A 14,812-nucleotide genomic window follows, 5' to 3' on the forward strand; every position below is an offset into this window, starting at 1 on the left:
AACGTCATCGCCAAAGGCACGATCATCCAGAACGTCATCGCCAAAGGCACGATCATCCAGATCAACAGCAACCCAACCGACGGCGCCATCATCAATCGCGCCAGACCACGAGTGTTCGTTGTCGCCATGATAAAGTCCCTCCCCCTTGTTGCAGCGACCGGCTCCCGTCGGCGCATGCCTGCCTCACAACACCGGCTTGACCGGCTGTGCCGTGATCCGTCCCGACGCCCGTCAGGCAACGTGCGGATGGACAGCCCGGTCGTAGATCCCCAGCACGATATCGACCGCGGCGATCAGGATATCCTCGACGGACCGTCCGCTGAGGTCGCGCGCCTCGAACTGCGGGAAGTGTTGATGAATCAATGTTTCCGGGATCGTCACCTTTTCAAGGGCGCGAAACAGAGAATCGACGGCGGCCTGTGCCTCCGGCCTGTTCCAGTAATAGCGGATGCGGTCGCTGTAGCTGTAATGGCGCTGCAGCCGCAGGGCGGCCTCGTCGCCATGATAATGGCCACGCCAGTCCTTCGGCTGCTCCATCATGAGCTTTTCCATCGCCTTTCGCAGTGGCCGCTCGGCGTAACCGTCCACAAGTTCGCCTGCCAGCATGTCCAGCGCATAGAGCGCTTCGCGATAGGCAAAGGTCACACCGGGGCCGACCTTCAGAATCGGAAAGCCGTCCCTTACCAGCGCGGCAAGAGCTTCTTCAGGCTGATAGTCAGTGGAGTGAGCCTCGAAAACCAGGCTGTCATAACTGTCGAGCACCGCAGCCAGACGGGCGGCCTTGGGTGGATCATAGACGATGACATTATCGCTGCCGAATTCGACGCCCGGCTGAACGACAAAGGCGATGGTGCGGGCGAAGGCGTCCTGCAGCCCGGCCGCCTCGAACACCTCGCGGTGGATGGCGACGGTCGAGACAGCGGCATCCGGCGATGTCGGTTCGACCGTATCGAGGACATGATCGGCGCCGCCGGGAACCGGAACTTCGGTCCCGAGGATATAGACCGGAAGCGGGAGCCCATTTGCTTTCGCGGTTGCCTCCGCCACCTGACAGAGCGCCGCCGCCCGCGTCGCAATTGTCCGGTCTTCGAGAACTGCGGGATCTCCCGCACAGGCCATCGAGGCATCGAGATGGATCTTGCCGAAGCCCGCCGCCACATAGGCCTCGACCATCACCTTCGCCTTTTCCATGGCGCTCTCGGGCGCTTCGTTGCGCCAGGGATTCGGGCCGAGATGATCCCCACCGAAGATCAGCAGGCTGCGGTCCAGCCCTTCCTCCCTTGCAATGCCTTCTACCAGACCGACAAAATCGGCCGGTGTCATGCCGGTATAGCCACCGAGATGATTGACCTGGTTGCAGGTCGCCTCGATCAGCACCGGACGCTGTGTCAGCGTGGCCCGGCGGATGGCGGCACGCAGCACGGTCGGATGCGCGGAGCAGACCGAGGTGATACCGAAAGGACGCCCCTCGCGGCGGGCGTTGGCCAGATCGAGAAGAAGAGAACTCATTTCGAAACCTCCGATCGGGTCGTTGCGACGAACTCGTCGAGTTCGGCAAAGGAAGACGTGCCCTCCATCGGCCCCTGCTTCGTGACGTTGCGGGCGCCGGCCGCATTGGCGTAGCGCAATGCCTCTTCGGGCGAATGCCCCTTGCGGCGGCAGGTGAGATAGGTGGCGCCGAAACAGTCGCCGGCACCGGTCGGATCGACCTCTTCCACAGAGAAGGCCGGCGAATGGAGTGGGCCATGGGCGCGGCTGAAATGCGAGGAGCCTTCCTTCCCCCGTTTCAGCACGACTTCCGAAATGCCGCGCGACAACAGGCTCTCGATCGCGCCGGCCTCATTCTCGATGCCGGCAGCCAGCGACAGTTCCTCGCCGGACGGAAGCAGCAGGTCGGTGACGGCAAGCATGTCCTCAAGCTGCCGCTTGGCCTCGCCACCCTCGCCCACCAGTTCCTTGCGGATATTCGGATCGAAGGAGACCGAGCCACCGCGCGCCTTCACGACCGAGACGGCTTCAAGCAGGATCGGTGCGATGCCGGGAATGGCGAAGGCGGAGCCCATGACATGGACATGACCGGCACGCGCGATCAGGGCGCGCGCGGCATCCGTCATAGTCGTGCCGCCGGACGCGGACTTGGCGATATTGAAGACGAAATCACGGGCGCCATCCGGCCGATAGCGCACAAAGGCGCTGCCGGTCGGCATATCCGGCAGGACAGCGATCGCGGAGACATCGACGCCATCGCGCTGCAACCGCTCGACATTCAGCCGGCCGAAATCGTCGTCGCCGACAGCCGAGACGATGCCGCAGGCACCACCGAGCTTGGCGACCTGATCGATGAAGATGGCCGGCGCACCGCTCGGAAACGGCCCGATCAGCGACTGCGCCTCACGGAACCCTTCACCGACCGTCGTGGCCATGATTTCCACCAGGATTTCGCCGATGGTGATGGTCGGCCCGAAGGATTCCGGCGCGAGCGCTTGACGACTGTTCATTCCCATTCCTCCCGGACGCGCATATGGCCGCGCGCCTTTGATATCGACGACGGAATTATAATCGCAAGCGTGTAATGTCAATCATTAAATTTACACGCGTAAAATTATAGCAAAGAAATCGCCTACACGTGTCGAAGGCCAACATCGACGCATATTGCAGCGCACAACAACAAAAAGAGCCTTAAATTTCAGCATCCTGCGCTTCCAGGGCGCAAATACTCACCCGGATCGCTTGACAAAAGTCTGCGATTTGAAGATAAAAAGTTTACGCATGTAAGAAAATGCGGGAACATTTGAGAAGGAGGAGGTTTTCATGAGTAAATATGTGCGCATGCTGTCGTCATCCGCCCTCGGCGTCGGCCTGTTGGCCGGCATGGCCCAGGCAGAGGAGATCAACGTCGCGACCGTGAACAACGGCGACATGATCATCATGCAGAAGCTGTCGGCGGCCTGGGAGAAGGAAACCGGCAACAAGATCAACTGGATCGTGCTCGAAGAGAACGTGCTGCGCGAACGCGTCACGACAGATATCGCCACCAAGGGCGGCCAGTTCGACGTGCTGACGATCGGCGGCTATGAAGCGCCGATCTGGGGCAAGGCCGGCTGGCTGACGCCGGTTGACGATCTCGGCGACGATTACGACTATTCCGACCTGCTCGACCCGATCAAGGCCGGCCTGACGGTCGACGGCAAGCTCTATGCCGTGCCGTTCTACACCGAAAGCTCGTTCACCCTGTACCGCAAGGACCTGTTCGAAGCCGCCGGCCTGACCATGCCGGACCAGCCGAGCTACGACCAGATCAAGGAATTTGCGGCCAAGCTCACCGACAAGGCCAACCAGCAATATGGCATCTGCCTGCGCGGCAAGCCGGGCTGGGGCGAGAACATGGCTTTCCTCGGCACCATGGTGAACAGCTACGGCGGCCGTTGGTTCGACATGGACTGGAAGCCGCAGCTAAATTCCGAGCCCTGGAAGAAAGCCGTGACCGACTACGTCCAGATCCTCAACGAATACGGCCCTCCGGGCGCGACGGCGAACGGCTTCAACGAGAACCAGACGCTGTTTGCCACCGGCAAATGCGCCATGTGGATCGACGCAACCTCGGCTGCCGGACGCGTCTTCGATCCGAAGCAGAGCCAGGTCGCCGACAAGATTGCCTTCACGCGCTCCCCGGTCGCGGTCACGCCGAATGGCTCCTCCTGGTCCTGGTCGTGGGATCTCGCAATCCCCGCGACATCGCAGAAGGTCGATGTGGCAAAGTCGTTCCTCAAGTGGGCGACCTCCAAGGACTATGTGAAGATGGTCGGCGAATCCGAAGGTTGGGTCGCGGTTCCTCCGGGCACCCGCAAGTCCACCTACGCGCTGCCGGAATACCAGAAGGCGGCTCCGTTCGCAGCGACGGTCCTCGACGCCATCATGTCGGCCGACCCGTCCAAGCCGACCAAGGATCCGGTTCCGTATACGGGCGTGCAGTTCGTCGCCATTCCGGAGTTCCAGGCGATCGGCACCTTTGTCGGGCAGCAGATCAGCGCCGCGCTTTCGGGCCAGCAGTCCGTCGACGATGCGCTCAATGCGGCGCAGACGCAGGCTGAACGCGACATGACCCGCGCCGGCTACATCAAGTGAGCCAACAGTCCACGCCTTGAGCGTGGACCCTCCCGGGGGGAGTCCGGCCCGATATCGCCGGGCTCCTCGCGCCTCATTCTACCAGACCAAACAGACGATGCGGTGGCGAAGGTCCCGGCCGCGAAGGAAACCATCATGAGATTGCAGAACAAGACCGCCCTCATTACCGGTGGCGCACGCGGGATCGGCCTGGGCTTTGCCGAGGCTTTTGTGGCGGAAGGCGCCAAGGTCGTGATCGGCGACATCAACATCGACCGCGCAACGGCAGCAGCGGCGTCGATCGGCCCCTCCGCCTCTGCCGTCCGGCTGGATGTGACCGATCTTTCCAGCATCGATGCGACAGTCGCCCAGGTGGACAAGGATTTCGGCGGGATCGACATCCTCGTCAACAATGCCGCCATCTTCGACATGGCACCGATCAACGCCATCACCGAAGACAGCTATGACCGTGTCTTCGACGTCAATCTCAAGGGACCGCTGTTCATGATGAAGGCGGTTTCCAACGTCATGATCGCGCGCGGTCGCGGCGGCAAGATCATCAACATGGCAAGCCAGGCCGGACGGCGCGGCGAATCGCTCGTGACACTCTACTGCGCCTCCAAGGCAGCAATCATCTCGGCCACCCAATCGGCAGCCTTGGCGCTGGTGAAGCATGGCATCAATGTCAACGCGATCGCGCCGGGCGTGGTCGATGGCGAGCATTGGGACATCGTCGATGCCGAATTTGCCAAGTGGGAAGGCCTTGCTGCCGGTGAAAAGAAGGCACAGGTCGCCAAGTCCGTTCCGATCGGCCGCTTCGCCACGCCCGACGATATCAAGGGGCTGGCCGTCTTCCTCGCATCGGCCGACAGCGATTACATTCTGGCGCAGACCTATAATGTCGACGGCGGCAACTGGATGAGCTGAGGAGCACCGTCATGAAGGCGATCCAATTCGTTGAAAAGGGCAAGGCGACGATCGGCGATATTCCCGTCGGCGCCCTGCCACCCGGCCATGCGCTTATCCGCGTCAAGGCGGCCGGCCTTTGCCACACCGATATCGACGTGCTGCACGCCCGCTATGGGGCGGGCGCATTCCCGCTCGTGCCTGGCCATGAATATGCCGGTGAGGTGATCGACCTCGCGTCCGACGTCAGGAGCATCAAGACGGGAAGCCGCGTCGCCGTGGACCCGAACCTGCCCTGCGGCACATGCCCCTCTTGCCGCAAGGGCCTGACCAATCTGTGCCGCGATCTCAAGGCCTATGGCGTTTCCCACAATGGCGGCTTCTCCGAGTTCAGCGTCGTCAGAGCCGATCATCTGCACGATATCGGCGACATGCCCTACGACCTGGCGGCACTTGCCGAGCCGTTGGCCTGCGTTCTCAATGGTGTCGGCGCCGCCGGCATAACGGACAAGGCCAGCGCACCGTCTAACGCCCTCATCTTCGGTGCCGGTCCGATCGGGCTGCTGCTCGGCCTTGCGTTGAAGTCGGCCGGGGCGGAACAGGTTACCTTCGCCGATATCAACGAAGGCCGGCTGGGCTCCGCCTCAAGCCTCGGTTTCACGCCGATTGTCTCGGAATCGCGGGAACTGCTCGCCAGCGAGCGGGCCTATGATTTCGTTGCGGACGCGACTGGCATTCCCGGCGTCGTCGAGGGCATGATCGATCTCGTCGCCGATGGCGGCACCGCTCTGCTGTTCGGCGTCTGCGCGCCGGATGCGCGGGTTTCCATCTCGCCGTTCCAGATTTTCCGGCGTCAATTGAAACTCGTCGGCTCGCACTCGCTCAACCGCAATATCCCCGATGCGTTGTCCGTCCTGTCCGCAGACCGGGAGCGGATGTCCCGGCTGGTCACCCACCGGTTGCCGCTTGCGGAGATGGTGCCCTATTTCCTGACCAAGCCGAGCGATCCGGCGACGATGAAAGTTCAGTATGTCGATGACTGACGGCGGCAGCCGAGATCATCGTTCATTCCGGCTTTTCTAGTGGAGACCGAACGTTGGAACGCTTCATTGTTTCCATTTGACAATGAAGCGCTCTAAGACGGTAAGTTAGAATTCGACGGAGTATGCGGATTGGCCAAGACGATTAAGACGATGGAGGACTTTTCGGAGTTCGTCGGCCTGTCGCGGCCGACCGTCTCCAAATACTTCAACGACCCCGGCTCCGTTCGCAAGAAGACACGGGACGCGATCGAGGAGGCGCTGAAGAAGTCCGGGTTCCGCCCGAACATGTTCGCGGTGAACCTCAATCGCCGCCGCAGCAATATCATCGGCATTGTCATTCCCAATACGCTCGATCCGTTCTTCATGGCGCTGACACGGCGGATCGAGATCATCGCCAATGAAGCCGGCTTTCTTGCGTTTGTCCTGTCCTCGGATGGAAAGCCGGAAATCGAGGAAGAGGCGATCAAGACGTTCCGGTCCATGAACGTGGCCGGAGCGATCATCGCTCCCATCGGGCGGGAAACCCGCAGCTCGACGCTGGAGCAACTTGGACGCGATATTCCGCTTGTGTATGTCGATACCCCGACCGATGGCGGAGCCTCGTTCGTCGGCACCGACAACCGCCAGAGCTTCGGCCTGATCGTCGACTATCTCTGCCGCTCGGGCGAGCCGCCCTGCTTCTTCGGCATGCCCGAAGTCAACATCAATGCCGTCGAGCGGCGCAATGCCTATGTCGAAGCCATGACCGGTTTCGGCCTGACGCCGGAGCTGATCAAGCTGTCTGCGGTTGCCACCTGGGATTTCGAACGCTTCGCCATGGAAGAGGCTTCACGCCTGTTTGACGCGCCGTCGCGCCTGCCGACTCGCACGATCGTCTGCGCCAACGACCGCCTCGCCTTCGGCGTCATCGCCGCCGCCTGGGCAAAGGGTCTCAAGGTCGGCCATGGCCCCGGATGCGATATCCGCGTCGCCGGTCACGACGATCACCCCCTGTCGCAATATACCTGCCCGCCGATCACCACCGTTGCCCAGAACTACAATGAGATCGGCCGGCTCGCCATCGGCCTCTTGTTCAAGCAGCTCGGCGAGGACACGCCGGGGGACGATATGCTGCTGACCCAGAACCGAATCCTGCTCAAGGCCGAACTGATGCTGCGGAAATCCGCCTGATATTATCCTGCCTTACAACTCTGTGCGCCGAATACCGGCGTCGCGGGATGTTGAGAGGGTCACCGCGACACCGATTGTTGTGCTCGATCAGAGCGTATAACCACCATCGATCGTCAGGCTCGCGCCCGTCATGTAGGACGATTCCGGTCCGGCAAGATAGGAGACGACGCCGGCGATTTCACTGGTATCGGCCACTCGCTTGAGAGGGCTCCTTTCTGAGAGCATGTCCAGCATATCGCTGGTGATATCCGTTTCGGTCGGTCCTGGCTGGATGTTGTTCACGGTGATGCGGCGTGGCGCGAGATCCAGCGCAATCCCCTTGACCATGGCCGCGACGGCGCCCTTGGTGAACTGATAGACGCTCGAACCTGCAAAACCGGTGCGGATGGCGACGTTCGACCCGATGGTGATCACCCGTCCACCATCCCTGATATGCGGAACGGCAGCCTGGATCGAAAGAAACACGCCTCTCACATTGACCGTCAGCATCATTTCGAGATCCTCGAGACTGACTGCATCCACCGTACCGAGCCTGAGGATACCAGCGTTGACGACCACGGCATCGAGCGGGCCGAAGGCATCGACGGCCTTGGCGACCGCATCCCGAATGGCCTGGGGATCTGCACTATCTGCGTGGATCGCCCTGACCTTGCCGCCCGTCGTTTCAATCTCCTGCACGAGAGCCACCGCACGATCGGGACGAGACACATAGGTGAAGGCAACCGCAAAACCATCCTCGACGAGGCGTTTGACGGCTGCAGCGCCGATGCCTCTCGAACCGCCGAAGACAAGCGCAGTTTTCGTCCCCTTGATTATTTCATCTGTCACGTTCATTCTCCTTTTTTTGACTAAACAGTCCATAACTAACCAAATAAAAAGACGATCCTTTTCGATCTACACGGCTCTCAGCCGGTCCGTCGCAAAAGATGCAATCGCCCTCAACTCCTCAAGACCACCGCCGGCGCGCGCCGCAAGTTGCAGTCCCGTCATCGTCACCTGTACGAATGCGGACGCTTCCTCCGCGTCGAGACCATTGTCGATTTCTCCGCCTGCCTGTCCCTCCCGAATTCGTTCGGTAATCCGCGTGCCGAGCGCCGCGCTGACCTTGGCTCTTTGCTCCATGAGCAGGGCGTCGGTGGTGCCGAACTCGCCGACCGAACCGACACCCATGCAACCGAGGCAACGGACGCGGTCGTCTTCGGCAATCAGCCCCCGCAGCAACGCCCGGATACCCTCCAGAGCCGACGTCGGCTCCGACAGGCGCCGGAGATGGCCAGAGGTGGTTTTCAGCTGATAGGCGGATAGTGCTTCGAGATAGAGCGTCCGTTTGTCGCCGAACGCGTTGTAAAGGCTCTGCCTGCCGATATTCATGGCCTGCAGGAGGTCATCCGTCGAGGTGGCGGCAAAACCCCTCGACCAGAAGACCTCCATCGCCCTCTGAAGGGCCTCGTCACGATCAAATTCTCTTGGTCTAACCATGACGAAGACTTTATGCAGTTATTGACATATCAGTCAATAACAAATGATTCATCGCACCTGTCTTCTCAGAAGGCTGGATTGGTGGGTGCCCTCAAGGATCGAGGGCAGCTGTGATCAATGTACCAAGTGGCGACGGTTCCGTCGATGAAACATCGAGAATGCACGGGGTCACGGCCACCATGGCGACGAGGATGCAAATGACTGCCTTGTTCACGCGCATGATCTCGCTCCCGTATCAGACGAGGTTGAGCTGGACGTTGATATTGCCCCGTGTCGCCTTGGAATAGGGGCAAATCTGGTGGGCATCCTCGATGATGGACCGGGCAGTATCCGGTTCGATCCCCGGCAGGCTGATGTTCAGGCGTGCCTGCAGGAAAAACTCGCCTTCGGTGGTTCCGAGATCAACTTCTGCATCGACGGCCGTATCGGCGGGAAGCCGAAGCTGGCGCTTTCCGGCAGCCCTCGTCATCGCGCCGATGAAGCAGGCTGACCATCCGGCGGCGAAAAGCTGCTCGGGATTCGTACCCGGCTTTCCGCTTCCAGGAGGCGACAGCTTGACGTCGAGCGCAGCATCGTCGCTGTGTGCAAAGCCTTCACGCCCGCCGGTGGTATGGGTTCTGCCGGTGTAGAGAACATTTTCGATCATGGACATGGAACACTCCTTGGTTCGTCGTTCGCAGCGATATCCGCTGACGAGGAGTGTTTTGAGGGGTCGACGTATCCGGTGTGTTTCCTGCTGAGGCCGAAGTGTATCAGAGTTTAGCAGCGCCCCGGAACGACACTCTGCCTTGCAACGCGGGTTATTTTCTCTCGAGGCTCAGTTCCGCCGCCAGTCCTCCACTCGTTCGATTGTAAAGGCGCACCGATCCGCCTAGCGTTGTCGCCAACTGCTGGGCAATTGCCAGGCCGAGGCCTGTGCCGCCGGTCTCGCGGTTGCGCGATTGCTCCAGCCGGAAGAAGGGCTGCATGGCCGCACCCAGCATATCGTCGGGAATGCCCGGCCCGCGATCGAGAACAGTGATGACGACACCATCGCCCTCCCCCCACTCGACACTGATTTCGGCAGCACCGGCAAACTTGATGGCATTGTCGATGAAGTTCGTCAGAATGCGCCGGAGGGCGTGGGGCTTCGTCACCGCCGTACCCTGCACGACACCGAGCACGCTGACCGCCTTCCCGGTGTCCTGGTAGTCATAGGCAATGCTGTCGATGAAGGACGAGAGGTCGATGCGGGCCGATTTCTCGCCATTGCCATGGGAGCTTCGGGCATAGGCAATACCATCCTTGACCAGCCGCTCGATCTCACCGAGGTCGCTGACGAGCTTGTCCCTCTCCGGCGTATCGTCCGCCATATCGACCCGCAGACGCATGCGCGCGATCGGCGTCTGCAGATCGTGCGAGATGGCGGCGAGAATCTGCACCCGTTCTTCCAGGTGATGGGCAATGCGGTCCCGCATGGCGTTGAAGGCGCGCGCGGCATGGGCAACCTCGCTCGGGCCATCCTCGGGCATCGGCGCGCCCTTGACGTTCGGGTCGAGCGCATCGGCCGCGGCCGCCAGCTCGCCCAGCGGACGAAATGCCAGCCGCACGGCAAACCAGGTGCAAAGCACCAGCAACGCCATCTGGACCGCAAAGACATAGGGCAGCCAACCCGCGAGCGGCATGACGCCTCTGGGCGTCACGTCAATCGTCAGCGGAGATCCATCCGACAGGGTAAGATGACCCTGCAGCCTGCCGCTATCACCGGGAATCGCTTCGACCTTCAGCGGAAACTTGTGGCCTGCTGCCTCCTCGATCCGTGCAGCGATTTCGGCTCCCCGGCCCGACATGTCGGGCACGCCGGGAAGCCCGGGACCCAGTACAAGCCGGTAGCTGCCGCGGCTCAACCGATCGAGCCATTGCGGCCGTTCATCCGCGGGCAGCCTGTCGATCACCGCGATCGATGTGGCGAGATCGCTTTCCAGCGTTCCGAGCATGACAGATTTTGCCGACATGTAGCGTTCGAGAAAGAGAATGCTGAAGGACAGTCCGTAGGCGATCGCCAATCCGGCAAGCAGGATGAGAAAAAACCGGGAGCGGAGCGTGCGCGGCCACCAGCCATTCAACAGCATGCCGCCGTCCCTCATATCCTCGGCTCCGAAATCTCGACCGGGACGGAGAAGACATAGCCCTCGGCGCGCACCGTCTTGATGTAGGTGGGCTCCCGTGCATCGTCACCCAACCGCTGGCGCAGCCGGCTGACCAGCAGATCGATCGAGCGATCGAACAATTCCGCGTCCCGCCCCTGCGTGAGGTTCAGCAACTGATCCCGGTTGAGCACGCGTTGCGGATGATCGATGAACACCCGCAGCAGCCGATACTCCGCGCCACTCAGGGCGATCTCCGTTCCCTGCTGGTCCAGAAGATGACGCCCAACCGTATCGAGGCGCCAGTCACCGAAGGTGAGAAGCTGGCCGGCCTCCGAAATCTGCAGGTTCGGCGGCAACATTCTGGTGCGACGCAATACAGCCTTGATCCGGGCGAGAAGTTCGCGCGCCGCAAACGGCTTCGGCAAGTAATCGTCGGCGCCCATTTCCAGACCGATGATCCGGTCCATCTCGTCGTCGCGGGCGGTCAACATCAGGATGGGCGTCGCCTTGTGCTTTCCGGCGCGCAATTCGCGACACAACACGAGCCCGTCGTCGCCGGGCATCATGATATCCAGAATGATCAGATCGACCGTGTTGCCTTCAAGGAACGACCGCATCTGGCGGCCATCGGCCGCCACTGTCGCGCGAAGCCCATTCTTGATCAGATAGCGCGAGACAAGCTCACGAATCTCGCGATCGTCGTCGACGACGAGGATATGATCGATATGGTCCATGATTGTCCTTCATCCGCCCCAAGGCCGCGTATTAGATCGATAATCGGCCGCCGGGAGTAAAGCGATTTGTTCGGCGATCGACGTCGATCCTAGAGTTTCGCCACATCGAGCACGGCTTGGGCAAAAGCTTCCGGAGCCTCCTGGGGAAGATTATGCCCGATACCGCCGGTGATCAGCCGGTGCTCGTACCGACTTGAGAACCGGGCGGCATAGACTGAGGGATCCGGATGCGGAGCACCATTGGCATCGCCTTCCATGGTGATGGTCGGAACCGTGATCACCGGCGCCTTGGCGAGACGTGCTTCGTAAGCATCGTATTGCGCTTCGCCATCAACCAGCCCCAGCCGCCAGCGATAGTTATGGATGGTGATCTCGACATGATCGGGATTACCGAAGGCGCTTGCCGAACGGTTGAAGGTTTCGTCATCGAACCTCCAGGTCGGCGACGCCGTTTCCCAGATCAACCTGGCGAACGCGTGGGTATTGGCCGCATAACCCGCCCGGCCGCGTTCCGTAGCGAAATAGAACTGATACCACCAGGACTGCTCGGCCTTCGGAGACAGGGGCTTGCGGTTGGCTTCCTGACTTCCGATCAGATAGCCGCTGACGGAGACCAGCGCCTTGCAGCGCTCAGGCCAGAGGGCCGCCATGATATCGGCGGTGCGCGCGCCCCAGTCGTAACCGGCGACAATCGCCTGTTCGATACCGAGCGCATCCATCAGTGCAATCATGTCCGCAGCCAGCGCTGACTGCTGTCCGTTGCGCGGAGTATCCTTCGACAGGAAGCGGGTCGTGCCATAGCCGCGAAGATAGGGAATGATGACGCGATAGCCCGCCGAAGCCAGGATCGGCGCAACCTCGACATAGCTGTGAATGTCATAGGGCCAGCCGTGCAACAGCAGGACGACCGGAGCATCTGCCGGCCCCGCTTCCGCGTAACCGACATTGAGCACGCCGGCATCGATCTGCTTCAAGGCATCGAACGAGGTATGCGTGCCCTTCTTCATCGCGGTGGCGGATGGTGCGGTTCCTGCCTGCGCGATTGACATTGCGCCGAACTCTACCGCTGCGACGGTCATCGCAGCGATGCCGAAGAAATGGCGGCGTCCAAGATTGATGTCGTTGCCCATTGTTTTCTCTCCAATCCGTGTTGATCACGATCGACAGACAACAACGGGCATGTATCCTTGGTGTGTGCCCTCGGCACCCTATTGCAAGCGGATGTAGCCTCCGGCCGCCCTGATACAGTCTGGTACAATTGGCCAAACCCAGCACCACGGCTTGAAGCGGCCGCCGGCACCCTGCCCCAATTCTACAATCCGATACACTTCGCCGCCCGGCCGGACACATCCGGGATACTCGGCACCGATCAAACTTCCATCGTCGCCGGGCCATCCACACCCTGCCCCGGAATACGAAATCCGTTTTCAGAGGAAACGACGATGACACTTCTGATCATTGCCTATCTCGGAGGGGTGCTGACCATTTTCAGCCCGTGCATCCTGCCGGTTCTTCCCTTCGTCTTCGCCCGCGCCGGACAGCCTTTCGTGCGCAGCACATTGCCGATGCTCGCCGGCATGGCGATCACATTCGCCGCTGTCGCAACGCTCGCCGCTGTCGGCGGTGCCTGGGCGATCCAAGCAAACGAATATGGCCGTCTGGCAGCGCTTGTGTTGCTTTCGATCTTCGGCCTCAGCCTGATGTCGCCCCGGCTTGCGAACGCGATCACCCGCCCGATCGTCGATTTCGGCAACAGGCTGACAAATGCTTCCAGCATGCCCGGTTCTGCCCCAACCGCCTTGGGTTCTCTCATGCTCGGCGTGGCGACAGGGCTCCTGTGGGCACCCTGCGCCGGACCGATCCTCGGCCTCGTACTGACAGGGGCCGCCCTGCAGGGCGCCAATCTCGAAACGACCTTGCTGCTCGCTGCCTATGCCGCCGGTGCTGCCACCTCGCTTGCCGTCGCCCTTTTCGCCGGCGGCCGGATTTTTGCCGGCATGAAGCGGTCGCTCGGCATCAGCGAACGGCTGCGGCAAGGCCTCGGAGCCGCGGTTCTGGCCGGCGTTGGCGTCATCGCACTCGGCCTCGATACCGGGCTTCTGGCGCGCCTGTCCTATGCCAGCACCGCATCCCTCGAACAGGCTGTCCTCGACAAACTGCACACGGCGCGGTCACCCGCCCCGTCCTCTGAAGTCGCCAGCAACAGTATGATGGCCCTCGATACAACAAGCCCGTTCCATGCCGATCTGCCGATCGAGGGTCAAGCGCCATCGCTCGACGGCGCTGTCGAATGGCTGAACTCGCCGCCGCTGACGATCGAGCAATTGCGCGGGAAGGTCGTGCTGGTCGATTTCTGGACCTATTCTTGCATCAACTGCATCCGAACGGTGCCCTTCGTCCGCGCCTGGGCTGAGAAGTACAAGGATCAGGGCTTGGTGGTGATCGGTGTTCACGCCCCGGAATTCGCCTTCGAGAAGAAAATAGACAATGTCAAAAAGGCGATCGGAGATTTCCAGATCGGCTATCCCGTCGCCGTCGATAACGACTACACGATCTGGCGTGCCTTCGAGAACAGCTACTGGCCCGCCCACTACCTGATCGATGCCAAGGGGCAGATCCGCTACCATCATTTCGGCGAAGGCAACTATCAACAGACCGAACAGGCGATCCAGGACCTGCTGCGCGAAGCCGGAAGCGACATGAAGGCGAGCGCATCCGTGAACCCCGACGCGAAAGGGGCCGAGGCCGCCCCGGATCTCCAGAATATAGGCTCCGGCGAAACCTATCTCGGTTACCAGCGCGCCACGAGCTTTTCCTCCTTCGAGGCGATGCAGGCAGATACTGCCCGGGACTATTCGGCAAAGCCCCTGCAACTGAACGAATGGGGTCTCTCGGGCACGTGGACCGTTGGCGCGGAAGAGGCGAAGCTCGACAAGGCCGAGGGCGCCATTGGCTATCGCTTCAGCGCACGCGATCTGCATCTGGTCCTCGGTCCGGATGACTCCGGCAAGCCCGTGCGTTTCCAGGTGACGCTCGACGGCAAACCGCCCGGCGCCGACCACGGAGCAGATACCGACGCGGATGGCAACGGTACCGTGACAACGACCCGGCTCTACCAACTCGTTCGCCAGTCGGCTGACGTCAAACCGCGCGATTTCCAGATCCGGTTTCTCGATCCCGGCGTCGAAGCCTACGCCTTCACTTTCGGCTGAACCCTCCCCATCCAAAAATCCAACACTCAAAGGAA

The 14,812-nt window shown here is 61.3% G+C and carries 14 protein-coding genes; 5 read left to right on the forward strand and 9 right to left on the reverse strand.

All coding sequences use genetic code 11. The features are described 5' to 3' along the window. Positions 1-231 precede the first annotated feature (231 nt). Both ASG68_RS04730 and ASG68_RS04735 read right to left on the reverse strand, forming a co-directional pair. Positions 232-1,509 (reverse strand): D-tagatose-bisphosphate aldolase, class II, non-catalytic subunit, encoded by a 1,278-nt coding sequence (locus tag ASG68_RS04730; RefSeq protein WP_062584971.1) that lies wholly within the window; start codon positions 1,507-1,509, stop codon positions 232-234. Beyond that, a complete protein-coding gene (locus ASG68_RS04735) occupies positions 1,506-2,498 on the reverse strand; it encodes a sugar kinase (RefSeq protein WP_156373706.1) in 993 nt (330 codons plus the stop codon). Before ASG68_RS04735 ends, ASG68_RS04730 begins: the two co-directional genes overlap by 4 nt. A 313-nt stretch (positions 2,499-2,811) precedes the next feature. On the opposite strand from ASG68_RS04735, the gene ASG68_RS04740 reads away from it, so the two are divergent. The 4 genes from ASG68_RS04740 (at position 2,812) to ASG68_RS04755 (ending at position 7,223) form a co-directional block, all read left to right on the forward strand. Continuing rightward, positions 2,812-4,125, forward strand: coding sequence for an ABC transporter substrate-binding protein (locus tag ASG68_RS04740; protein ID WP_062584975.1), 1,314 nt, complete (start codon positions 2,812-2,814; stop codon positions 4,123-4,125). Between the two features lie 135 nt (positions 4,126-4,260). Next, positions 4,261-5,031, forward strand: coding sequence for an L-iditol 2-dehydrogenase (locus tag ASG68_RS04745; RefSeq protein WP_062585808.1), 771 nt, complete (start codon positions 4,261-4,263; stop codon positions 5,029-5,031). Between the two features lie 11 nt (positions 5,032-5,042). After that, the gene (locus tag ASG68_RS04750; RefSeq protein WP_062609144.1) at positions 5,043-6,053 is read left to right on the forward strand and encodes a zinc-dependent alcohol dehydrogenase family protein; all 1,011 of its coding nucleotides are present in this window, start codon (positions 5,043-5,045) and stop codon (positions 6,051-6,053) included. Between the two features lie 150 nt (positions 6,054-6,203). Continuing rightward, the gene (locus ASG68_RS04755; RefSeq protein ID WP_062609155.1) at positions 6,204-7,223 is read left to right on the forward strand and encodes a LacI family DNA-binding transcriptional regulator; all 1,020 of its coding nucleotides are present in this window, start codon (positions 6,204-6,206) and stop codon (positions 7,221-7,223) included. A gap of 87 nt (positions 7,224-7,310) precedes the next feature. Here the strand turns inward: ASG68_RS04755 and ASG68_RS04760 are convergent, their stop codons facing one another. The 7 genes from ASG68_RS04760 to ASG68_RS04785 all read right to left on the reverse strand — a co-directional run bounded on the left by ASG68_RS04760 (position 7,311) and on the right by ASG68_RS04785 (position 12,695). Continuing rightward, positions 7,311-8,057 (reverse strand): SDR family NAD(P)-dependent oxidoreductase, encoded by a 747-nt coding sequence (locus ASG68_RS04760; protein ID WP_062584980.1) that lies wholly within the window; start codon positions 8,055-8,057, stop codon positions 7,311-7,313. Positions 8,058-8,117: 60 nt separating this feature from the next. Then, positions 8,118-8,702, reverse strand: coding sequence for a TetR/AcrR family transcriptional regulator (locus tag ASG68_RS04765; protein WP_062584982.1), 585 nt, complete (start codon positions 8,700-8,702; stop codon positions 8,118-8,120). A 91-nt stretch (positions 8,703-8,793) separates the two neighbouring features. After that, a complete protein-coding gene (locus tag ASG68_RS32720; RefSeq protein WP_274534203.1) occupies positions 8,794-8,922 on the reverse strand; it encodes a hypothetical protein in 129 nt (42 codons plus the stop codon). A gap of 15 nt (positions 8,923-8,937) precedes the next feature. Beyond that, a complete protein-coding gene (locus ASG68_RS04770; protein WP_062584984.1) occupies positions 8,938-9,354 on the reverse strand; it encodes an organic hydroperoxide resistance protein in 417 nt (138 codons plus the stop codon). A 148-nt stretch (positions 9,355-9,502) separates the two neighbouring features. Continuing rightward, positions 9,503-10,813 (reverse strand): sensor histidine kinase, encoded by a 1,311-nt coding sequence (locus tag ASG68_RS04775; protein ID WP_244484107.1) that lies wholly within the window; start codon positions 10,811-10,813, stop codon positions 9,503-9,505. An 11-nt stretch (positions 10,814-10,824) separates the two neighbouring features. After that, positions 10,825-11,565: a response regulator gene (locus tag ASG68_RS04780; RefSeq protein WP_062584990.1), complete on the reverse strand. Its 741-nt coding sequence runs from the start codon at positions 11,563-11,565 to the stop codon at positions 10,825-10,827. 89 nt (positions 11,566-11,654) lie between these two features. After that, positions 11,655-12,695 carry an alpha/beta fold hydrolase gene (locus tag ASG68_RS04785; RefSeq protein WP_062584991.1) on the reverse strand — a complete coding sequence of 347 codons (1,041 nt, stop codon included), beginning with the start codon at positions 12,693-12,695 and terminating at the stop codon, positions 11,655-11,657. 312 nt (positions 12,696-13,007) lie between these two features. Here ASG68_RS04785 and ASG68_RS04790 point away from each other — a divergent pair, with 312 nt between their 5' ends. Further along, on the forward strand, positions 13,008-14,777 hold the full coding sequence (locus ASG68_RS04790) for a cytochrome c biogenesis protein DipZ (RefSeq protein WP_062584994.1): 1,770 nt from the start codon (positions 13,008-13,010) through the stop codon (positions 14,775-14,777). Positions 14,778-14,812 lie beyond the last annotated feature (35 nt).

The organism is Rhizobium sp. Leaf453 (genome assembly GCF_001425605.1).
GTDB lineage: Bacteria > Pseudomonadota > Alphaproteobacteria > Rhizobiales > Rhizobiaceae > Pararhizobium.